The 22,215-nt window shown below is 42.9% G+C and carries 21 protein-coding genes; 13 read left to right on the top strand and 8 right to left on the bottom strand.

What is annotated here, in order from left to right:
* Position 1: 1 nt before the first annotated feature.
* Positions 2-703, top strand: a complete 702-nt coding sequence (locus LK453_RS03950) for an IS1 family transposase (RefSeq protein WP_227953986.1) — start codon at positions 2-4, stop codon at positions 701-703.
* A gap of 210 nt (positions 704-913) precedes the next feature.
* On the opposite strand, the gene LK453_RS03955 is transcribed toward LK453_RS03950, so the two are convergent.
* Entirely contained in the window at positions 914-2,914 is a 2,001-nt protein-coding gene (locus tag LK453_RS03955) for an ABC-F family ATP-binding cassette domain-containing protein (RefSeq protein WP_007394690.1), read from the bottom strand.
* A gap of 661 nt (positions 2,915-3,575) precedes the next feature.
* Here LK453_RS03955 and erpA point away from each other — a divergent pair.
* The 6 genes from erpA to def all read left to right on the top strand — a co-directional run bounded on the left by erpA (position 3,576) and on the right by def (position 9,853).
* Positions 3,576-3,905, top strand: coding sequence for an iron-sulfur cluster insertion protein ErpA (gene erpA, locus LK453_RS03960; protein ID WP_007394691.1), 330 nt, complete (start codon positions 3,576-3,578; stop codon positions 3,903-3,905).
* Positions 3,906-4,408: 503 nt separating this feature from the next.
* A complete protein-coding gene (gene gshA / locus LK453_RS03965; protein ID WP_007394692.1) occupies positions 4,409-5,998 on the top strand; it encodes a glutamate--cysteine ligase in 1,590 nt (529 codons plus the stop codon).
* A gap of 136 nt (positions 5,999-6,134) precedes the next feature.
* Positions 6,135-6,650 carry a disulfide bond formation protein B gene (locus tag LK453_RS03970; protein WP_007394693.1) on the top strand — a complete coding sequence of 172 codons (516 nt, stop codon included), beginning with the start codon at positions 6,135-6,137 and terminating at the stop codon, positions 6,648-6,650.
* Positions 6,651-6,773: 123 nt separating this feature from the next.
* Entirely contained in the window at positions 6,774-8,264 is a 1,491-nt protein-coding gene (gene mpl / locus LK453_RS03975) for a UDP-N-acetylmuramate:L-alanyl-gamma-D-glutamyl-meso-diaminopimelate ligase (protein ID WP_007394694.1), read from the top strand.
* A gap of 549 nt (positions 8,265-8,813) precedes the next feature.
* On the top strand, positions 8,814-9,056 hold the full coding sequence (locus LK453_RS03980) for a GlsB/YeaQ/YmgE family stress response membrane protein (protein ID WP_007394695.1): 243 nt from the start codon (positions 8,814-8,816) through the stop codon (positions 9,054-9,056).
* Positions 9,057-9,322: 266 nt separating this feature from the next.
* Positions 9,323-9,853 carry a peptide deformylase gene (gene def, locus LK453_RS03985; protein ID WP_007394696.1) on the top strand — a complete coding sequence of 177 codons (531 nt, stop codon included), beginning with the start codon at positions 9,323-9,325 and terminating at the stop codon, positions 9,851-9,853.
* A gap of 91 nt (positions 9,854-9,944) precedes the next feature.
* Here def and dapB read toward each other — a convergent pair whose 3' ends face one another.
* On the bottom strand, positions 9,945-10,769 hold the full coding sequence (dapB, locus tag LK453_RS03990) for a 4-hydroxy-tetrahydrodipicolinate reductase (RefSeq protein ID WP_201537472.1): 825 nt from the start codon (positions 10,767-10,769) through the stop codon (positions 9,945-9,947).
* Positions 10,770-11,116: 347 nt separating this feature from the next.
* Positions 11,117-12,247 (bottom strand): molecular chaperone DnaJ, encoded by a 1,131-nt coding sequence (gene dnaJ / locus LK453_RS03995; RefSeq protein WP_007394698.1) that lies wholly within the window; start codon positions 12,245-12,247, stop codon positions 11,117-11,119.
* Positions 12,248-12,455: 208 nt separating this feature from the next.
* Between dnaJ and LK453_RS04000 the strand changes: the two genes are divergently transcribed.
* On the top strand, positions 12,456-13,115 hold the full coding sequence (locus LK453_RS04000) for a DUF2939 domain-containing protein (protein ID WP_201537477.1): 660 nt from the start codon (positions 12,456-12,458) through the stop codon (positions 13,113-13,115).
* Between the two features lie 171 nt (positions 13,116-13,286).
* Here LK453_RS04000 and LK453_RS04005 read toward each other — a convergent pair whose 3' ends face one another.
* From LK453_RS04005 to LK453_RS04015, 3 genes are all read right to left on the bottom strand, one after another.
* On the bottom strand, positions 13,287-14,405 hold the full coding sequence (locus tag LK453_RS04005) for a thioredoxin fold domain-containing protein (protein WP_227674463.1): 1,119 nt from the start codon (positions 14,403-14,405) through the stop codon (positions 13,287-13,289).
* 185 nt (positions 14,406-14,590) lie between these two features.
* Positions 14,591-15,121, bottom strand: a complete 531-nt coding sequence (locus tag LK453_RS04010; RefSeq protein ID WP_201537479.1) for a hypothetical protein — start codon at positions 15,119-15,121, stop codon at positions 14,591-14,593.
* Between the two features lie 185 nt (positions 15,122-15,306).
* Positions 15,307-16,011, bottom strand: coding sequence for a pseudouridine synthase (locus LK453_RS04015; protein ID WP_007394705.1), 705 nt, complete (start codon positions 16,009-16,011; stop codon positions 15,307-15,309).
* A 210-nt stretch (positions 16,012-16,221) separates the two neighbouring features.
* Here LK453_RS04015 and LK453_RS04020 point away from each other — a divergent pair, with 210 nt between their 5' ends.
* From LK453_RS04020 to LK453_RS04035, 4 genes are all read left to right on the top strand, one after another.
* Complete coding sequence (locus tag LK453_RS04020; RefSeq protein ID WP_201537480.1) at positions 16,222-16,818, top strand: YigZ family protein; 597 nt, start codon at positions 16,222-16,224, stop codon at positions 16,816-16,818.
* Between the two features lie 119 nt (positions 16,819-16,937).
* Positions 16,938-18,062, top strand: a complete 1,125-nt coding sequence (locus tag LK453_RS04025) for a YheT family hydrolase (RefSeq protein WP_227674462.1) — start codon at positions 16,938-16,940, stop codon at positions 18,060-18,062.
* A 351-nt stretch (positions 18,063-18,413) separates the two neighbouring features.
* Positions 18,414-18,956, top strand: a complete 543-nt coding sequence (locus tag LK453_RS04030; protein ID WP_007394708.1) for an acyl-CoA thioesterase — start codon at positions 18,414-18,416, stop codon at positions 18,954-18,956.
* Positions 18,957-19,308: 352 nt separating this feature from the next.
* Positions 19,309-19,896 carry a PepSY-associated TM helix domain-containing protein gene (locus tag LK453_RS04035; RefSeq protein WP_227674461.1) on the top strand — a complete coding sequence of 196 codons (588 nt, stop codon included), beginning with the start codon at positions 19,309-19,311 and terminating at the stop codon, positions 19,894-19,896.
* Here the strand turns inward: LK453_RS04035 and LK453_RS04040 are convergent.
* Positions 19,843-20,400 (bottom strand): IS630 family transposase, encoded by a 558-nt coding sequence (locus LK453_RS04040; protein WP_201534484.1) that lies wholly within the window; start codon positions 20,398-20,400, stop codon positions 19,843-19,845. The two genes, LK453_RS04035 and LK453_RS04040, sit on opposite strands and share 54 nt — an antisense overlap.
* Positions 20,397-20,900 carry a winged helix-turn-helix domain-containing protein gene (locus tag LK453_RS04045; protein ID WP_201534378.1) on the bottom strand — a complete coding sequence of 168 codons (504 nt, stop codon included), beginning with the start codon at positions 20,898-20,900 and terminating at the stop codon, positions 20,397-20,399. The genes LK453_RS04040 and LK453_RS04045 overlap by 4 nt, the downstream gene beginning before the upstream one ends.
* Before the next feature lie 11 nt (positions 20,901-20,911).
* Between LK453_RS04045 and LK453_RS04050 the strand changes: the two genes are divergently transcribed.
* Positions 20,912-21,895: a PepSY-associated TM helix domain-containing protein gene (locus LK453_RS04050; RefSeq protein WP_265578865.1), complete on the top strand. Its 984-nt coding sequence runs from the start codon at positions 20,912-20,914 to the stop codon at positions 21,893-21,895.
* Positions 21,896-22,215 lie beyond the last annotated feature (320 nt).

Consider the following 22,215-nt stretch of genomic DNA (forward strand, 5'->3'; position numbering starts at 1 on the left):
AATGCAAATCACACTATACATCAAATGCCCAGCCTGTCTAAGTGACAGTATAAAGAAAAATGGCTTCAAAAGCTATGGTAAACAAAACTATAAATGCAAAGACTGCAAACGGCAGTTTATTGGCGACCATGCCTTAACGTACCAAGGCTGTCACTCCCAAAAAGATAGCAAAATACGCCATCTTATGGTTCGAGGCAGTGGCATAAAAGACATCGCTTGCGTTGAGAGAATCAGCAAAGGCAAAGTACTGGCCACCCTAAAAAAGTGTCACTACCAAATAACCCCCAAGCAAAGGCAATACGACTGTCTTGAAGTCGATGAGCTTTGGACATTCGTAGGCAAGAAGACCAACAAACAATGGCTAATTTATGCCTATCACCGTGACACAGGTGAAATTGTTGCCTATGTGTGGGGAAAACGAGACCTTAACACTGTCAAAAAGCTTAAAGCTAAACTGCAAGCCTTAGGCGTAAGTTGTGCTAGAATCGCTAGTGATACCTGGGATAGCTTTGTTACCGGTTTTAAGGGCTTTACCCAAGTCATTGGCAAGTTTTTCACGGTCGGTATTGAAGGTAATAATTGCACTATCAGACATCGAGTAAGGCGAGCATTTAGGCGAAGTTGTAACTTTTCTAAAAAGCTGGAAAATCACTTTAAAGCCTTTGATTTAGCTTTCTTTTACATCAATCATGGATATGTCTAATGTCAGCCTACTTTTTGAACCACCACCACAAAGCTATCACACCTGCTACACGTTTAGGCTTAACGCTCTATTTCATGGTCTTTAAAGTATAGGTCACTATGAGAAACCAAAAAGTAGAAAACAAAAAAAAAGAGCTTAGTAATAAGCTCTTTTTTTAATACTCACTGTGTCACGTTTGAGGCATATGTTAGACATATGAAATCAGTTCAACTAAACCTCATACTGCTCAAGCTCAGTCATCGCCATGAGCATGTCTTCTTCAAGCGCCGCCTGCTGCTGCTGTAGCGTTGCTTGCTCATCTAATAACTTTAATAGCTCATCTTTACGGGCATCATCATAAAGTGAGGTGTCGGCCAGTTTTTGCTCTAACTCTTCTAGACTGCCTGCTAATTTATCCAGCTGCTTTTCGGCTTGCTCAATACGCTTACGAATAGGCGCGGTCAGCTTACGCTGTTCAGCCGCTAACTTGCGGCGCTCCTCTTTGGTCAGCTGAGGCTCTTCAGCCTTTGCCTTAGCTTTGGCTTCTGCCGCTTTTCTTTCCTCTTCGGCTTTCTTAGCAGCTTGATTTGAGACTGCTTTAGCATCGCGTGACTCTTTTGCTGCTTCTTTGGCATCTGATTTGCGCTGCTCAGACAGCCACTTACCATAATCTGAGACATCACCCTCAAACTCATGTAGCTTGCCATCATGCACCAAATACAGCTCATCACAGACATTGGCGATTAATTCACGGTCATGCGACACCAGTACCACTGCCCCAGCGAAGCCTTGCAATGCCATGGTTAACGCCTGACGCATTTGTAAATCTAAGTGGTTGGTCGGCTCATCGAGCACCAATACATTGGGCTTTTGCCACACAATTAGTGCCAATGTTAAACGGGCACGCTCGCCTCCAGAAAATAACTTACTGGGGGTATCGATACGGTCACCGCGAAAATCAAAGCTGCCTAAAAATGAGCGCAACTCTGCATCAGAAGTTTTACCAGCAATACGGCGCATCATAATCATGGGAGTGGCTTCAGCATCCAAGCTGTCCATCTGATGCTGGTTAAAGTAACCAATGTGCAGCGTATCGGACACTTTATAACTGCCGGTTAATGGCTCAAGCTCGCCCACCAACGCTTTGATTAGAGTCGATTTACCGGCCCCGTTCATCCCCAACAGACCAATGCGGGTGTCTGGGGTAATCTGTAAGCTGGCATTTTTTAGAATAGGCGTATCACTATAGCCAATGTCTGCTGACTTTAATGAAATCAGTGGCGAGCTCATGTGACTGGGCTCATAAAACTGAAAAGTAAACGGGTTATCAGCCATCACTGGAGATAAGTCTGCCATACGCTCCAGTTGCTTTAATCGACTTTGCGCTTGCTTCGCTTTAGAGGCTTTGGCTCGGAAACGACGCACGAAATCTTCTAAATGCGCTCGAGTGGTTTCTTGTTTCTCATACGCTTGCTGCTGCTGCGACAAACGCTCACTACGGGTGCGTACAAACTGAGAATAGTTACCAGTATATAAAGTCAGGCGCTGATTTTCGACATGCAAAATATAGCCAATGGTGGCATCCAAAAAGGTTTGGTCATGCGAGATCAGCAGTACCGTACCATCAAACTTAGCAATCCATTCCTCTAACCATAAGATGGCATCTAAGTCTAAGTGGTTGGTCGGCTCATCAAGTAATAACAGATCAGCACGACTCATCAAAGTTTTGGCCAAGTTTAGACGCATGCGCCAACCGCCTGAAAAGTCATTAACCGGCAACTCATGCTGATTAGGCTGGAAACCCAAACCGGCCATAATCTGTGCCGCTTTGGTCGGCGTGCGATAGCCATCAATGTCATCGAAGCGTTGATACAGATGGGCAATCTCTGAGTCACTCAAGGTATCAGGAGCCATCATTTTTTGATTCAATTCATACCATTCTTTGTCGCCACTAAGCACATAATCGATGGCAGGTTGACTGCTACCTTCCACTTCCTGCGCCATGTGCGCTACTTCCCAACCACTGGGAATACTAATATTACCTGCATCCACGGTTAACTCATCGGTGGTACGCTCTCCCATATAGGTCAAAATTACCCCGAATAAGGTGGATTTGCCGGTGCCGTTGTTACCGGTTAGTCCCACTTTTTGGCCAGGGTGTATCTGGAAGGTGGCGTCTGAAAATAGTATTCTGCCGTCACGGCGGACACTGACTTTGTTAAATTCAATCATGGATATTAATCACTTTTGGTTAATGCTAAGCGGAATAGGCAACTTACGGGGTGGATACTGAGTTAAAGTCATACATTATGAGTTCATAAATCTTTAAACTTGCACGTCAAGTTTAAAGCCGTACATTTTTAAGACGATAGATTATGCTTCATTTAATTCATTATGGTGAATCTAAGGCCATAAGGCAGTATGTTTGCTTGAAAGCCTTGATAAAGTTTGCAACAAAAATGGCACGGTTTATTTATTAACAGGCATTGAAAATCAAGCATTATGCCTCATTATGCTATACTGAATGACTAATTATTTAAATAACCGCAAAATCAATTGTGGGTCATTAGCACTCAAGCGTGTTCATTTAGGGTACTAAAATAACCGTTGGTAATTGTACCGTTAAATTATGATTTATATTTACGATTTATAATCATAATTTATAGCGATGATATGACGATATAGGGTTAAGGGGCAAAGGCTACCTTATTGAACAATTTTATTAGCAGACACTGCTATTAAAAGTTAAAGGACAATGTTATTAAAAGACAAGGTTAAATGACAATAACCGTTAATCGTGTTTCGATAAGCTTTTTGTCCCAACAAAGAACCCAGTGCGACCCCCTTTTTTTGATTTTACGTTAAGTGAAGTTTTGCACTTTACGAGGATACTATGACTACCATTACCCTAACCGACAGTGCGGCAAATAAAGTCCGCAGATTACGTGAAGAAGAAGGCGATAACAACCTAATGCTACGAGTGTACGTCACTGGTGGGGGCTGTTCAGGATTTTCATACGGGTTTAATTTCGCTGATGAAGTGGGCGAAGACGACGCCAATTTTGAAAACGACGACGTAACTTTATTGGTAGACTCCTTAAGCTATCAATATCTACAAGGCTCAACCGTTGATTATACTGAAGGCTTAGAAGGGGCTCGCTTTGTAGTGAGTAATCCAAACGCGACCACCACGTGTGGCTGTGGCTCATCTTTCTCAATCTAACCGTTTATAACATTGAGTCCTTAGTTTAGCCCTTTGGTTTCGAGTCCTTAGTTTAAACTTTTGATTTTAAACCAGAGCATACATACAGCAAGTCTACAGTTTGTCTGATTCACTTTTATTATAATAGCGATTGACTGTGGCTTAGTGATGACTTAATTGGTAAAACCCAATGTAAGTAACAAAAATAGTGTAAGTGACAAAATTTTTGATGGCCGCTACAAGCTTTAACTTAGTATTGTAGCGGTTATTTTTTTACTAAATTTTTGAGAGTCGATATTTGCTTACATAGACAACCTATGATTTCACCCTATAGTGATCTTGGATTTGGCTGTCATTTGTAAACACACATGATTTTTTACTAGGTTTAAGCTACACTAAATCGACATATAAGTGGCCCTATTGTGCCTATAAAAACTACTGACTGCACATCACCTTACCCATATTAATTGTTTTAATTTATATTAACAAACCGTGATGTGCCTATTTGATTTTGAGATAATAGTATGACTGAAGTAACCGATACCTCACCAAGCCCGAACCGCCACTCTCTTGTGCCCTCATGGTTATCAAGCAAGCATTTGTCTGGTATGTTGCGTGGTATTGAAAAAGAGGGGTTAAGAATGCAGTCTGATGGCTTTCTTGCCCAAACACCGCATCCAGAATCTTTAGGCTCTAAGCTAACGCACCCTTACATCACCACTGATTACTCTGAAAGTTTACTAGAGCTAATTACCTCGCCAAAGTCGACAGTCGCCGAAACCTTAAATATGTTGCGTGAGCTCCATGTTCTGGTTTATCAGTCGCTAGAAGAAGGTGAGCTGATGTGGCCGCTGTCTATGCCATGTATGCTGTCCTCAGATGATGAAGACATTCCTTTAGCGGAATATGGCAGCTCTAATGTGGGCCGCCTCAAAACCCTCTATCGTAGTGGGCTAGGTATTCGCTATGGTCGCCGGATGCAAACCATTGCGGGATTACACTACAATCTATCTTTCGGTGATGACTTATTCAGCGCTTGGCGTGATAGTTCGCCCGAGCATGAAAAAGCAGAATCCTTAACCGAATTTAAAAACATCAAATACTTAGGGCTTATTCGCAACTTTAAGCGCATGAGCAGTTTGGTGCTTTATCTAACGGGTGCTAGCCCTTCTGTCTGCCCTTGCTTCCTAACCGGACGTGAGCATGACTTACAGCAGATGAATAAGACCACCTATTATAAGCCAAAGGCGACCAGCCTACGCATGAGCAAGCTTGGCTACACCAATAGCGTGCAGGATCAGCTTGATATCCATTATAACAACCTAACTGAATATGTGGCAGGGCTGCGAAGCGCCATTAATACGCCTTTCTCAGGATTTACTGAGTTAGGACTGGACGATGAAAATGGCAACCCCATTCAGATTAATGACCACATTTTGCAGATTGAAAATGAATTTTATAGCCCGATCCGTCCGAAGCAAATTGCAGAGTCAGAAGAAGCCCCAAGTCATGCTTTAGAAGCACGTGGTATTGCCTACGTTGAGTTTAGAGCCGTTGACTTAGACCCTTATAGTGACATTGGCATTCGTCAATCTACGGCCTGTTTCTTAGAGGTGTTGGCGCTGTATTGTTTATTGTCAGACTCGCCTGATCTGTTACCTGAAGAAGATGAGCTATTGGCGGAAAACCTTGAGCGTGTGGTCAATAATGGCCGTGAACCAGGTTTAAAGGTTAAGAGTCGTGATGGTGAGGTCACTTTGGCCGACTGGATGCAAAAACACTTAGAAACCATGTTGCCTCTAGCGACCTTGCTGGATGCCGAATATGGTGGCAACCACTACCGAGTGGCCGTGACCTTAATGCTAGGCAAAGCGGTGTATCCTGACGCAACGTTATCAGCGCAAGTATTGGCCGATACTGAAAGATTGGGCAGTACTTGGCAGTTGGGTCATGAGCTGGCCTTACAGCACCGTGAAACTATTATGCGCAACACCTTAAGTCCTAAAACCCAAGCTCAATATGAAGTGCTGGCTGAGAAATCTTGGCTACAACAAAAAGACCTTGAGAGTAATGACACTCAAGATTTTTACGAGTACGTACAGCAGTATCGGTAGTCGATTGGGCTATTTTATTAAGCCACTTAGAGCAGATAAGTTTGAATTAAGACTTAGCAGATTATTAAGTGGCTTAAGCTACTTTATCAACAAACGATACTGATTATTATAGACCCGTTGCCAAGGAGCAACCTGCATGCCACGTTTATTAACTTATCGTGCACTCAATTTTATTTTGGTTTTATTTGCCGTAATCGGCATGGCTTTCGCCGTTTTCTTTTTACAAAACTACAAAGGGCTTGAGCCTTGCCCGCTGTGTATTTTCCAGCGCATTGGTTTGATGGTTATGGGGGTCTTCTCCCTGATCGCCGCTGTTGGTAATCCGAAACAAAAAGCCTTACAGCTTTTGTTATGGATAGGCTCTATGGCTGGTATCCTTTGGTCGGCAGGTGTGGCGGCGCGTCATGTGTGGCTACAGCATCTACCTCCTGACCAAGTACCTTCATGTGGTCCAGGTCTTGATTATTGGTTAGAAGCATTGCCAATGAAACAGGTCATCAACCAAGTCCTTGCAGGTTCAGGTGAATGTGCCGAAATCAGCTGGCGATTTTTAGGTTTATCTATCCCCGAACAAGCGCTTATCTTGTTTACGGCTTTAATTTTGGTTAACCTACTGGTCTTATGGCGTATCTTAAAAAATCGTACGGCTTAAACTAAAAGAGCTGTCGTTAAAGTGATATGCCTAATACATTTTGTTGACCAACTACTGCTTACCAGTTAGTTATTTAGTTACTCTTCCCCTTTTTCATTTAGTTAGATAAAAATCAGAGGTTCCATGCACGTTCATATTTTAGGCATCTGTGGCACATTTATGGGGTCACTTGCATTATTGGCTCGCGACCTTGGTCATACCGTAACTGGCTCAGATGCGAATATTTATCCCCCAATGTCCACTCAACTAGAACGTGCTGGGGTGACTATCGAAGAGGGCTACGATGCCAGTCATCTACAGCCTGCACCGGATTTAGTAATCGTTGGTAATGCGATGAAACGTGGCATTGAAGCAGTGGAATATATGTTGGATGAGGGTATTCCTTATACCTCAGGTCCGCAGTTTTTATCAGAGCACGTGCTACAAAACCGTCATGTATTGGCTGTGGCAGGAACGCATGGTAAAACCACTACTACCACCATGTTGGCTTGGGTGCTACATTACTGCGGTATAGATACGGGCTTCTTAATTGGCGGCGTGCCTTTGGTGCACAGCGAAGATGAAAAGTTAACCCAAGCTTTTGCTCACAGTAGCTATCTAGGCGCTGACAAAACTGCTGATGGTAAGCGCGGTTATTTCGTTATTGAAGCGGACGAGTATGACTCGGCTTTCTTTGATAAGCGCTCAAAATTTGTACACTACCGTCCCCGTACTGCCATCTTGAATAATCTTGAATTTGACCATGCGGACATCTTTAAAGACTTAGATGCCATTCAGACTCAGTTCCATCACATGATTCGTATGATTCCAAGCACGGGTCAGATTATCATGCCTGCTCATACCCCAAGTCTTGAAGCCACTATTGATAAAGGTTGCTGGACCCCTATCTGGCGCACTGAAATTTTGGATGCTGCCAATCCACAAGGTACAGAAGGCTGTACTTGGAAAGCACAGTTGATTGAAGAAGACGGCAGTGAGTTTTTGGTGCATTATCATGATGCCAAGCAGGGTCAGACCGTTACGGGTAAAGTACACTGGGGCATGAGTGGTCGCCATAATGTTGAAAATGCCATGGTGGCTGTTGCCGCAGCCTTTGATATTGGTATCTCTGTTGAACAGGCTTGTGATGCCTTATCTCAATTTTCAGGTATTAAGCGTCGTATGGAGCTTATCGCCGATTTAGAGCACAACACCGCTGACTCGAGTAGCAAGGTCCAGATTTTCGATGACTTTGCCCATCACCCTACTGCCATTACTACCACTTTAGATGGGGCGAAAAAGAAACTTAAAACTGCCAAAATTTGGGCCGTTATTGAACCGCGTAGTAATACCATGAAGCTTGGGGTGCACAAAGATAATTTGGCTGCTTCCGCTCAGCTTGCTGATGAGGTCATCTGGTATGAACCTGCTGGCTTAGAATGGGGATTGACTGAGGTTATTGGCAATGCCAAAGACATCAGTAATAAGCAATACGTGATGAATGATACCCAAAAGATCATTGACCATTTGTTGGCTCAGATGGGTCAGGCAAATAAAGACGATGCCATTATCATCATGTCAAATGGCGGATTTGAAGGCATTCATCAGCGCTTATTAGCAGCCTTAAAAGCCTAATATTAGCGCTTAGCTTAAACCTATTTCTCAGTTAGATTTAACGATAGGTCTAAACTTAACAACGGGTCTAGGTTTAACGAAGGCGATAGCGATTAATCGATACCGAAAAAGCCCCCTCACAGTCTACTGTGAGGGGGCTTTTTATTGGCTCGTTTTTAAGCCTATAGTTATAGTCAGGGTCGGTATAACCAAGTAGCTACTTATGCTTATTAGATACTTTGTTAAAAGGGTAGAAATACTCAGTTATTGATGCATATAACTAGTACCTCGCAGGTAACCTTGTAGGGGCTGCTAATACTACAATCAGGTCAGTTTCAACAAAAGGTTATATAACATGTACAATCAACTAACCAAAAAAGGCTAGTTCTTTGCAATTGCCTAGTATTTATCACATAGCTCGTACATGCTTAACAATTCAGTGTTACCACTAGATAGGGATATTGGCTAAAATTCAGACATACAAAATTGTTGCAATATATTTCGGTTAAGCTTTCTGTGAGACATTGAATATATTGCACTACAAAAACGACATTTAAAGGAAGATAAATCATGATTTGGACGATTATTATCGGTTTGGTTGCTGGTCTGCTAGCACGTGCTATTAAGCCAGGCAATGACGCTATGGGTTGGATTATGACCATCGTATTGGGTATTGCTGGTTCTTTCCTTGGCGGTTTTATTGCCAGTGCAATTGGAGTGAACAGTGATGGTAGCTTTATGAGCCTCGCTTTCTCAGTTATTGGTGCCATTATCCTTCTGTTCATCTATGAATTGATAATGAGCAAACGCTAAAAACTGGGTTAGTCTCTAAAAGCTTAACTTAGCTTATTGATTAAAACTTGAGCCCCCGTATTTAAATTATAGATATTGAATCTATAACTGATTTCAAATCTCGCTCTACTTTGGCGGACTTAGTAATAAGTCCGTCTTTTTTTGCTCCTTTTCCGCGGCTTTTTTGCCTATTGTCCCTTGATATTTAGTGCTAACCCCCTCATTCAATAGATATAATAACTTTATAACCTCATTGACCTCTTATTTTACTTACTGTGTGATCTCTTATGGCCTTATTACCAATTTTAAGTTATCCAGACCCTCGTCTACGTACCATTGCTGAACCGGTTAAGACCGTGGATGCGGATATTAAACAGCTGATCAAAGATATGATTGAGACCATGTACGATGCCAAAGGCATTGGGCTGGCCGCTACTCAAGTTGACCGTCATATTCAGCTTATCGTAATGGATCTGTCTGAGAATAATGACTCGCCACGGGTGTTTATTAATCCAAAAATTACACCACTGGTAGAGGACAAAAAACCTTATGAAGAAGGCTGCCTGTCTGTGCCTGATGTTTATGACTCAGTAGAACGTCCAGTAAAAGTTAAGATTGAAGCTTTGGATGGCGACGGTAAGCCTTTTGAAGAAATAGCAGAGGGTTTATTGGCAGTATGTATCCAACATGAGATGGACCATCTAAATGGTGTCCTTTTTGTGGATTATCTGTCGAGCCTAAAACAAACACGTGCCCGTGATAAAGTCCGCAAATACCTTAAAACTCGTGAAAAGCAGTTGGATAAAGTAAAAGCTTAATTCATCTTATTGATAATTTTATTGAGCTGACCTTATAAAAAAGCACCCTTTAACCATTGGTTAAAGGGTGCTTTTTTAGGGCCGCTTTTGACTATTTCAAGCCCAATACATCTTGCATATCATAACGACCTGGCGCTTGGTCAATGACCCAAGTCGCTGCTCGTACCGCCCCAGCTGCGAAAGTCATACGCTCACGCGCATGGTGCTTAATCTCGACCATTTCACCATCGGCAATCAGCATCACGCTATGATCACCGATAATTTCACCACCGCGAATGGCATGAATGCCGATAGAGCCTGGTTTACGCTCACCGGTATGCCCTTCACGGCCATAGACCGCCACTTCTTTTAAGTTCTGACCACGGGCTTCTGCGGCGGCATTGGCCATCATAAACGCTGTGCCTGAAGGGGCATCTACCTTATGCTTATGGTGTGATTCAATAACCTCAATATCCGCCGTCTCACCAAAAGCCTTGGCTGCCATCTCGATTAGCTTTAATGACACGTTGACGCCGGTCGAGTAGTTGCCTGCATACACCACAGGGATTTGTTCACAGGCGGCATTTAAAGCTTCTTCTTGAGCGTCACTCAGACCGGTAGTACCAATCACCATCGCTACTTTGTTTGCAGCACACAGCTGCACATTATTTTCAGTAGAGTCTGGCAAGCTAAAGTCAATTAACACATCGATTTTACTTAGCTCAGCCTGTAGGTTATCGCTCAAGGCCACCCCACTCTTCTCTAAGCCGACCAACTCGCCAGCATCGACACCGACCAGACTTGAGCCACTACGTTCGATAGCGGCCGCTAATGTGGTCTGTGGGTTATTCGCTACTGCTTCAATCAACATGCGTCCCATACGTCCGCCAGCGCCTATAATCCCAACGTTTACGGTTTTAGAATTTGAGTCAGTCATTTTATTCATTATCCTTAATCAGATATTTTATAGTCACGTATATTATAGTCATGCACAACGGTTAGTCATTATGATAATGATAGCATGATTGCAAAGGTCACTGAATGACGGCCTCTAAATCGACTCTGCTTTATACAAGGATTTATTAGTAAATACATTATTACCTACCTTAAAACCAGTCAGCCCCTGCGTTAGTCCATCCATCATGTCAGCAGCCAAATAAAAAACTGATTCAATAAAAAACCCCTAGACTCGATCTGAGTCTAGAGGTTTAAACAGCCTTCCTGTTATTAAGGAGTGGCTAGTAGCAATTTAGCAATTGGTTAGTTAGTTAGTTAACTAGCTAATTAATCAAACAAATCACCTAGTTTTTCGAAGAAAGATTTTTTCTTAGGTGATTGATGATGCTTGCTGTCACCATCTAAAGTATCTTGGAATTGACGTAACAAGTCTTTTTGTTCACGGGTTAAGTTCACAGGAGTCTCAACCATGATGCGGCAGATTAAATCACCTTTCATGGTGGTGCGAACAGGGGTTACCCCTTTACCGCGCACCCGTAACAACTTACCACTTTGCGTACCCTCAGCGACTTTAATTTTCACCTTACCGTCTAAAGTTGGGATTTCCACCTCTTTACCCAAAGCGGCATCGGTAATGCTGACCGGCACATCCATGTATAAATCTGCGCCTTGACGCTTGAATACGGGATGCTCTTTCACTCTTACTTCAACGTATAAGTCGCCGTTTTGAACGCCAGAACCACCGGCTTCGCCCTCTCCGGCCAGACGTACTCTATCGCCATCATCAACACCAGCTGGGATAGACACTTCTAGGGTACGTGACTTCTCTTTTACGCCGCTACCATGACAGTCGTTACAAGGGTTTTTAATCTCTTGACCTGAACCGCCACAGTTCGGACAAGTTTGTTGTACTGCAAAGAAACCTTGCTGCATACGTACTTGACCGTGACCATTACAGGTACTACAAGTTTGGATATCAGAAGCGTTTTTGGCACCTTTACCATCACACGTTTCACAAGGGGCAGGAGCGGTAAAGCTGATTTCTTTTTTGCAGCCGCGTACTGCTTCTTCTAAAGTGAGCTCGATCACATAACGTAAGTCTGAGCCACGGCGCTGACGACCACCGCCACGAGATTGACCAAAGATATCACCAAAGTTACCGAAGATATCGCCGAAGATGTCTTGGAAGTTACCGGCACCCGCACCGCCAAATCCACCACCGCCCATGCCGTTTTCAAAGGCAGCATGGCCCATACGGTCATAAGCAGAACGCTTGTCTTTATCACTTAAGACCTCATACGCCATTGACGCTTCTTTGAACTTTTCTTCAGCATCGGGGTCGTCTGAGTTACGGTCTGGATGGTATTTCATGGCCAACTTACGGTAGGCCTTTTTAATCTCACGCTCATCTGCGTTTTTATCAACGCCTAAAACTTCGTAAAAATCTCGCTTACTCATAGAGGCTCCTATCAATATGCCGATTATGTTTCACGTGAAACTTATTTTTATCGACATTAAATTTGTAATAACCGCAAAAGGGTTAAATAAATCAAAAATTAAATAATACTTTGCCTGTTTAATGGTGACAGACACCTCAATTATCAAGCGGTTATGCTAAAATCACTGCATTATCCGTCTTATTTTGCTAAGTTGGTGTGCCCGCCTTATGAAATCATTAAAATTTATTCTCATTACCTTAATCGTTGTGGCCATCGCCGTGTTCGCAGGGTCACCCTACTATACGGCCTACCAACTGAAACAGGCTTATGACGCTAATGATGGAACTGCTTTGGCCAGTCATATTAATTTTGATCAGCTGCAGCCAAATATTGAAAATCAACTCACTTCTAAATTTAGTAACACCTTACAGCAATATCCATTGGTGGCGCAATTGGGCGGCGATGCCCTTAATCAAGCGGCCAATGAGTTTATTTCTAGTGCGGTTAGCAATGCCGTTACCGCTGATAATGTCACGCGGCTTATTGACACTCAAGGTCAGGCCAATCAAGCCACCAAAGAGTTGGCAGCGGCTTGGGCTATTGCCAGCAATAAGGTCAATCTAAGAGAGTTGGTGCAGGACATTATTGTGCAGCGCGGCGATATCCAAGCGGTGATCCAAAATCAGATGCAGCAAGTGATAAAACAACAATCTGGTGAACTACAACAGCATGCTGAAAGTGGCGAGGACAGTAGCAAGCCAAAACTGTCTTACTGCGGTATTAATTGCTTTACTATCTCTGGTCAAGTCAAGGGTTACCCACTGACCTTGGAGATGACCCGTGAAGGGCTAATAGGCTGGAAAGTGGTCAATGTGGTATTGCCTTAGCAACATTGTATTAGGAACCATAAAGCTAACAGTATTAGAAACCAAAAAGCTCACACTTATTGAGCTTTTTTATACCTTTTATGCCTGTTGTTTTTAAGCCAGTTCAGTTGTTTTTAGACCAGTCATTATATAGCACTTATTTAAATGTGACTTATATTGATAAGGCTTAAGCTATTTAATTCCTAAAAATGGTAAGAAGCGAGGGTCTTTATAAGGAGCGTTAAAGGCTACCCCATCTTCACGATAAATGGCCGGTGTGGCGAACACTGCCAGTCCCGCTGCTTTTATATGATTGGCCATCAGGTTATTCACACTAGTGTTTGTGCAAGTCGAGGCTACTAGCTCCCCTGCCATTGCTTTGCCCAACGCTCGACGACGGGCATTTTTATCGGTTTCACACCAGATTTGACGCATCTGCTCTGGTGACTTCTCATAGTAAGGATAGGCAATCACTTTGACCGTAATACCTTTAGCATTAAGCTGCTTCATGTCGTTGTGCATTACTCGGCAATAAGGACAGTTAATATCAGTGGCAACATAAATGACTGCTTGCTCCTTACTTGTGGCAGGATAAACCACCAAATTGTCTTCATCCAACTGTGATAGTACATTTCGGTTTTTCTTTTGTTCAAAGTCATCGTCTAAACCTGCAAACTGACCGTTCTCAATAACCGAAATCTCGCCACTGGTAAACACACTGGCGTCAGTATTGGTAATGAAAGGCTGCCCATTCAACGTTGTGCCCCAAATAACCCCAGGAACCGCGGTATGATACAGCGCTACTTCAGGGGTAATATTTTTTAGTAAACTGCTATTGGCCAATATAGAAGCTCGCAGCGCCTCACTTACTGGCATACCACTTAAAGTTTTACTCGGCGCTTCTTTTGGGGGTGTTGATTTTTTGGGACTAGGGTTTGGCTGCAACTCTCCTTGTAAAATGTACTGAGCATCTTCGGTGATGTGCAATGGCAGTTGTGGCTCTGTTGTCGAAGATTGAGCCAACGTCACTTGATACATCGAAGGCAGCTTTGAGGGCTGTATAGAGACAATCGGGATCGTCATTCCTGCGCTGCGAAGCGTCTTTTTGATAAACTGTTTCTGCTGCTCAGTAGGCACTTTTAAGGGGTTACCATTGTCAGCAGCAAGCTTGTCATAGGCTTCATTAAAGACCGACAAGTCTGCTTGGGCCGAGGACATTATGCCAAAAGGCGATATCACAACGGACATTATTAACGACAAGCTCAATAATTTATTGCCTATGACACTCGGTCGTTTTGAGAATTGCGGCATGACAGCTCCTAAATTGAACGCTTAATCTAAGTAAGAAAGTAAGAATAAAAACAGTAAAAACAAAAAGGATAAATTAACTATATAAATTTATATAATAATAATATCGAATTTATCTTACTCAGATGACTCAATTCGTTACTTTTTGTTAGGGGCTCTCTATCTATCTCAGCTTTCTGCTAAATGCTCTAATCGTCTAACCCATCGTATACTCTGCCCCTATTATCTGGGATCCCATCAAGCACCATGACTTCATCAAGTAAACAGTGCTTAGAGGCTTGTGTTACTATCTGATTCTGCTTTAGATACTCTTCAGCCGACTGCTCATAGCCGCCTGCCATAATCATCTCCTGCATTTTGAATTTAACCTGTAGCATTTCTAAGGTCTGATTTTGTTTATCAAAGGTTGTTACTGCATTAGGGAAGACCGGAGTGACATATTTAGAGCCATTAAATAATGACAAACAGCCATTACGATAAACCAACTTGCCCCCTTGAGCTTTCATTGTTCTAACTTGATACAAGTCTGAAGTTTTAAAAGGATAGCTGTAAAACAAATCATCGCCATAGCTGGCTGTTTCTGTTTTGATTATAGGCAATTGAGAGCCCACTTTCTGATTACTGTCAGCAATGCCTATACTCTGGCATCCTGTTAAGCCCACCGATAAAAAAACACCCAAACTGGCATTCAACATTACTTTAATTATTGAAGTCATCATCCCTCACCCTTCTTGCTATCGTTGTATTTGCGATGGTTTCTCTTATTTTTTATTCCTCTGATCGTAGCCATGTTATCAATAGAAGATATCAAATAATAGACAAAAAAATGGACACCTTGAGTGCCCATTTTTATTCAAGATTTTTCGTTAACAATTACGATTAACTATTATGATAATGATTTAACTTAGAAGCTATTTATCTCATCTTCGGTCAAAAAGCGACTTTCACCCTTCTCTAGTCCCTCAAGCGTCACCCCACCGATGCTGGCACGATGTAACTCGATAACTTTGTTACCAAAGTAACCCATCATACGTTTTACTTGATGATACTTACCTTCGGTCAAAATAAGACGGGCATGCGTCTCATCGATGAACTCTAACGTAGCTGGCTTAGTGGGCTCATAGTCGCCGTCTAGTAAGATACCCTGAGCGACCTTTTTGACAGCATGGGCCTGCTCTGCTTCATCCATAGGCTCTGCTAGGGTTAGCTCATACACTTTTTCATGTAAATGACGGGGACTGGTCACACGGTGTAGCCAACCGCCATCATCACTTAACAGTAGTGCCCCTGTGGTATCCACATCTAAGCGGCCGGCAATTCTTAAGTTACCCAACTCTGGCACCGCAATAAGATCGGTGACCATAGGATACTCTTTTGGCTTCAGAGTACACTCAAAGCCTTCAGGCTTATACAGCAGCAAATAACGGCTACCCGTCGCTACTGATAGGGGTTCACCGGCCCACATGACCTCATCATTCAGCACATCAACGTGCAAGCTGCCATCTTTTACCACTTCATCATTGACCGTAATCTCACTGGCGTGCAGCACTTTTTTGGCTTCTTTACGCGACAGCTCGGTGGCCTTGCTGATAAATTTGTCTAAACGCATTTATGTTATCCTTAGCTTTATAACTGATATAGTTATGCTAGACATTAGCTAGACTTACGTTACTATTTATCAGGTTATAAATATTTCTGTGTTACTACTTTATGTAGAATGTATGGTGACCAGTTTACCACACCCGCTGTCGGTACGATTGATGACTTTTTTTAAACCTGTACTTTTTATTCTACTCCCCTTTAATAAAAATTAGCTTCTATGACTTATCAAACCTTAGCCGCCCCTGTAACCGCCCGACTCGACATTAAAAAGTCAGAGTTTATTACCTATGCTTATCCGGTTCACAGTCGTGAAAAAGCGATGTTTCACGTGGAACAACTTCGTGAAAAATATCCAGATGCGCGTCATCATTGTTGGGCTTACATCATTGGTGATCCCAACAATACCACCAGTGCTGGCTTTGATGATGATGGTGAGCCAAACGGTACCGCAGGGCGTCCTATCTTGAACGTGCTGCAACACAAAAGCATTGGCAATGTCATTATTATCGTTGTGCGTTACTTCGGCGGTATCAAACTGGGTGCGGGTGGCCTTACCAGAGCGTATGCAGGCTCTGCTCAAGCGGCAGTGGATGAGATGGTACTGACCCCTTATATCCCTATGACTCAAGTTCAGATTGAAGCAGACTTTGCCAACGAATCACAAGTGCGTTATGTGGTCGAAGACATAGGTGGAGAGATAGGTGAAGTGACTTATAGCAAGGCCGTAACATTAACGGTGACATTCCCTGAAGCAGAGACAAAGACTTTAAAAGAGCGTCTCGGCATGTCAGGCAAAGTATTGGACAACGAGTAATGGTGAGTAACATAATATAACAAATCTCAGTAACCAGTCGTTCACTCAAATCACTTGGTTTTCTCGAGATTTGAGTCCATTATGTGGCTATTAATGTCCATAATAAGATGAGTGTCCATATGATTGCCCAATTAAAACAAAAACTAAAATCGAAAACAGCCTCTGCGACTAAGGCTAAAAACAAAGCTAAATCTGCTTCAGAGCAGCCAGATCAGCAATCAAATCAATACTCAAACGAGAAGTCGACACAGCAAAACGGCTTTGTGCCCACGCCGTTTAATCCGCCTTTTTGGTTAACCAATCCACATTTACAAACTATTCTGCCCAAGTTTTTTGCGCCCAAACCACCCACCTACAGACGTGAAATTATTCGCGATTCCCTAGATGAAAGTGATGTGGCTTATGACTTCTATGATGCCCATCCTATCGATACCAAATCTGGACAGAAGGAACAAACCCCCTTAGTGGTTCTGTTCCATGGTATGGAAGGCAGTAGCGATAGCCATTATGCCCGTGTATTGGCCCATCACATCCATGCTCAAGGCTGGCACTTTGTAGTGGCTCATTTCCGTAGCTGTGGTGGCATTCCTGCCAGTGGTCGCGTGTTTTACAATGCGGGTGATACAGCAGAAGTGCATCATATGTTGCAGACATTAACCCAACATTATGAGCATATTTATGCGGTTGGGGTCTCTTTAGGGGGCAACGCTTTGGCAAAATATATGGGCGAATATGCCGAAGACGTGTGTTGCGAAGCAGCAGTTTCTATTTCATCTCCCGTCGATATGTCGTCTGCGGCAATGAATATGCAGCGCTTCTTGGGTCAAAAGATTTACACCCCTTATCTGCTGAATCCAATTATTAAAAAAGCTTTAAAAAACGAAATCAGTGACGAGGAAATTGAGGCCATCAAAGCAGTCGATCGTATCAGTGACTTCGATCACATCTTTACCGCCCCCCGCCATGGTTATCGTTCAAATAACGATTATTATCGCAGTGCTTCTGCTCTACCCTATCTGATCGATGTGGCAAAACCATTGTTATTAATCAGTGCGATGGATGATCCGTTTATTGGCTTTACCGCTACCCAGAATGATGTCTCAGAATGTGTGACCTTAGTCGATACCGATCATGGCGGTCACATTGGTTATTTACGGTATTTACCTGAACAGAAAAAATTTGATATTAACTGGATTCCAGAAACGGTAGCCGACTATTTCAAATTTGTTGGCATAGCAAGCTAATTCATTACCAAAAACCAGCTTAATACTAAAAACTAGCCTATCACTAAAAAAGGGTTATTGGGGACCTAACTGGGTCACTCGATAACCCTTTTAGTTTTATGTCAATTTTTAGTTTTAAATTCTTTTATAGCTTTATAACCCTTCGCTCAACTCTGTCCTGCAAAGCTCTATATCCTTCGACGGTATGTATTTTGAACAAGAGGTATTTTAAACAACCCGTATTCTTCAAAGACAACATAAGCAAATTAACTAACGTTAGCATGGCGTGACGGTCTAGGCACGTCTGCTACTTTGAAACAAAGACCATTTTCAGCATAATCGATGACCTAATTCGAATTTTGAGAGTTCACTATGTACCCTTTTTACCGTTATACCAAATCTATTGTCAAAGCGATTGCCGCTCATAAAAAAGGTGATACGGTCGATCTTGCAGATACCGCAGAGATGACATTTCGCTGCAGCTTAACCGATATCGATAACTTTCTTGAGATGAATAATGGCCGCGTGTTTACGTTATATGACTTTGGTCGTACCGACTTTGCCATTCGTTCTGGACTCGGCAAAAAGCTACTCGAAAATCGTTGGGGCTTAGTTGTCGCGGGCAGTACTATTCAGTACCGTAAACGCATCCGTGCCTTCGATCTGGTCACTATCAAAACGCGTATTGCCGCGATTGATGAACGTTGGATTTATGTCGAACAGTCTATGTGGGTGAAGGGCAAGCCTTGCTCTACCGCATTGCTACGTACTGGCGTAACCAAAGGCGGACGTGTTGTTAAGAGCCAACAGGTATTAGATGCCTTAGGAAAATCTGATTGGAAAATGCCACCCACGGGCTATGTGGCAGAGTGGATTGAAAGTGATGCTGATCGTCCTTGGCCGCCTCAGCAATAAGTTTTTGTGAATACAGCTCGTTCAAAACCCATTCAAAACCAGTTTAAAAAGAAGGACTCATAAGACATGAGTCCTTCTTTATGGGAATAAATTAGTCTTCTCTACTTAAGCCTTATGGACTGGATAACGTGGACAACTATTACACGATAGCTACCTAATAAATCTTATCAAACAGACCCTATAGAACAATAATTATCAAAAAACCTCTTTAATATCAGGGAATTTAAATACTATTTATAAAAACGAGGGTGTGGGGTGTAGAATATGCGAGCCTCTGCTACGGCAAACATCTAGTTAGCAGCCTTTATTCTGCAGAACCTCGGAGTACCCAAACATGAGCCGCTCAAAGGACATGTCAAATCAACCCCCTATTAACATGAACAATCTTCGCCGTCAGGAGGAAATAAAGAACACCCGTCTCAATAATAAAAAATATGCCACTATCTGGCGTTGGCACTTTTATGCTGGTATGTTGGTCGCCCCTTTTTTGCTCATACTTTCATTATCGGCCCTAGGTATGATGTTTATGGCAAACACCGTGGGTCCTAATAACGACCTGTTAACGGTGCCTAAACAAAACACAATCCTGCCGGTATCAGTGCAAGCACAAAGTGCATTAAACGCCCTGCCTGCTAGCACACTCAAGCAATATATTGCGCCCAAAAGTGACAATAATGTGGCCTTATTTCGCGTTGAATCAGAAACTGGTCAAACTATGGTCGCTGTCGATCCTTATACTGCTAAAGTCATAAAGATTGCCCCTAGTGACAGCAATCTTTATCATACGTTTAACAATATCCACTCTGATTTGCTGATGGGAAAAACAGGCGATTATCTGTTAGAGACTGCGGCTTCTTTGACGGTTCTACTGGTATTAATACCAATTCTAAAAAATAACACTCAAGTCGCACCACTCCCGCTGAGTGATAGACCTAATTAAGTTAGTCTGATTACACAATGCATTCCAAGCGTCACATGCCGCATCGACAATCGCATCATAACTCTCAAAACAGCGATTAGATAACCAATGCTGTTTAAGGTACTGCCATACCTGTTCAGCAGGGTTAAGCTCAGGTGAGTAGGGAGGCAATTTAAGCATGGTCACATTGTCTTGATCCAAACTTGGTTGGTGCCATAGCGCCCCATCCATAACCACCACGGCATGCCGACCTTCGGGAACAGCTTTACTGATTTCCTCCATATGCAATGCCATAGCTTGCTTATTCACATAAGGTAGAACAAGTCCAACACTCTCACCTGTCGCCGGATTAAAGGCACCAAATAGATAAGTTGATTCAAACTGCTGCTGCCTGACTACTCGAGGTCTTTGTCCTTTATAGTGCCAAACCCTTGTGATAGAGCCTTGTTGGCCAATACGTGTTTCATCCTGAAACCATATATCAACTTGCTTGATATCAACACCATCAGGTAGAACTTGCTTTATCTGCTCAAGGAAGTTTTTTTATATGCCTCCATGACTTTAGGATCTGCCTTAGGATGCCGACTACGCGCAGATACCCAGCTCATACCAATACGTTTCATGAGAGGATAGATCGCTTTAGGGGTATAGTTGGCGTTAAATTGCTCCTTGGCGATTTGTGCGATGTCTTTTGCCGTGAGCCTACCACCACCTCTTTGCTGCTGAGCTTCTACTATCGCTTGTTTGAATGGTTCTATGTCTTTTTCTGCTAAAAGACTCTTTCTGCCTCTGCCAGCTGCGTCATAGACACTAGTGATACCATGCAACCAGTATTTCCTTCTTATGGTATAGACGCTTCTAGGGTTATAGCCAAAGTTCTCTGCTACGGTCGCTATAGGATGACCTTGACTCAGTTGATGCAGCATGAGTAGTCTGATTCGTGCTCTGGCATTGCCTTCTGTTTTAGATAATTGCAGAAAATCGTGGTCTGTGAGTTTATGATTTCTAGGGGTTTTTTTCGGCATGTGATTCTATTATGTTGTTGAGTTGGTTATATTGTACCTTATTTTTTGGAATTGGTATAACTGGCTGGTATCTGTGGTGGTATCGTCGTAAATCAGTCAAATCGATGCTTATTCCGGATGCTAAACTTACCAATAAACGCTCAATGTTTGTCACCATCCATGCAACTTTAGGGACTTGGTTGTCTGTTTTATTACTGCTGTTCTGTGTATCTGGAATGGCTTGGGCCGGTATTTGGGGCGGTAAAATTGTGCAAGCATGGAGTCAGTTTCCCGCCGGTAAATGGGGCAATGGCCCCCTGCCAACCTCTATCGTTCCTCCTACCCACGGCGACGCTTTAAACAGTAGCGGTGTTAAGGAAGTGCCTTGGATTCTTGAATTAACACCTATGCCGACTTCAGGCTCGACGTTGGGTGATAAAGGTATAAACCCTACCCTGCCTATAACCCTTGATACAGTGGATAAATTTGCTCGTGAAAGTGGCTTTAAAGGCCGTTATCAGCTCAACTTACCGCAGGGTGAGACGGGGGTTTGGACCCTTAGCCAAGACTCTATGAGTTACGATATGCCCAGTCCCACTGCGGATCGCACCCTACATATAGACCGCTATTCAGGCAACGTCTTAGCCGATATTCGCTATGAAGATTACAATGCATTCGGCAAGTTTATGGCCGTGGGCAATGCGGTACACATGGGTACCTTAGGACTGTGGAGTTTGTTAGCCAACGTTTTATTTTGCTTGTCTATTATTGCCATTTGCATTAGTGGTTATATCATGTGGTGGCAGCGCCGACCTAGCAAGCTTAACGCCCAATCAACGCGCAAAGTAGGCTTAAATCCACCGCCTAGTAATGGCACGATACCTTGGGGATTGGCAATGATATTGTTAATCGTGGCGGTTATTTTTCCCACCGCTATTCTAGCCATTGTGGCCATTGCCTTACTCGACTTTTTGGTAATATCTCGAGTGCCAAGGTTTAAAGGGCTGCTTAAGTAGTCGCAAAACTAGGCTATTTAGACAATTAAAAAAGAGGGTTTATCGGAATGGATAGGCCCTCTTTTTTTGTATTCAGATTTGTATTCAGATAAGCGGTCTGAATTTATCCTACTGCATTTATTGTGCTATATCCTGATGAAGACTGCCGTCACTACATTATCCCAATGTCGCGTTTATGATTTTAGTGTCAGATATGATTACAGCTCTAATAAAGACGCTAAAAGCTTTATCGTCTATGATAGGCGTTTTGAGTTCATCGGTGCCGAAATAAATGGATCAATAATTTAACCGGTGCCTAAAGAAGATATGAGAGGGAAGAC

This window comes from Psychrobacter sanguinis (genome assembly GCF_020736705.1).
Classification (GTDB): domain Bacteria; phylum Pseudomonadota; class Gammaproteobacteria; order Pseudomonadales; family Moraxellaceae; genus Psychrobacter; species Psychrobacter sanguinis.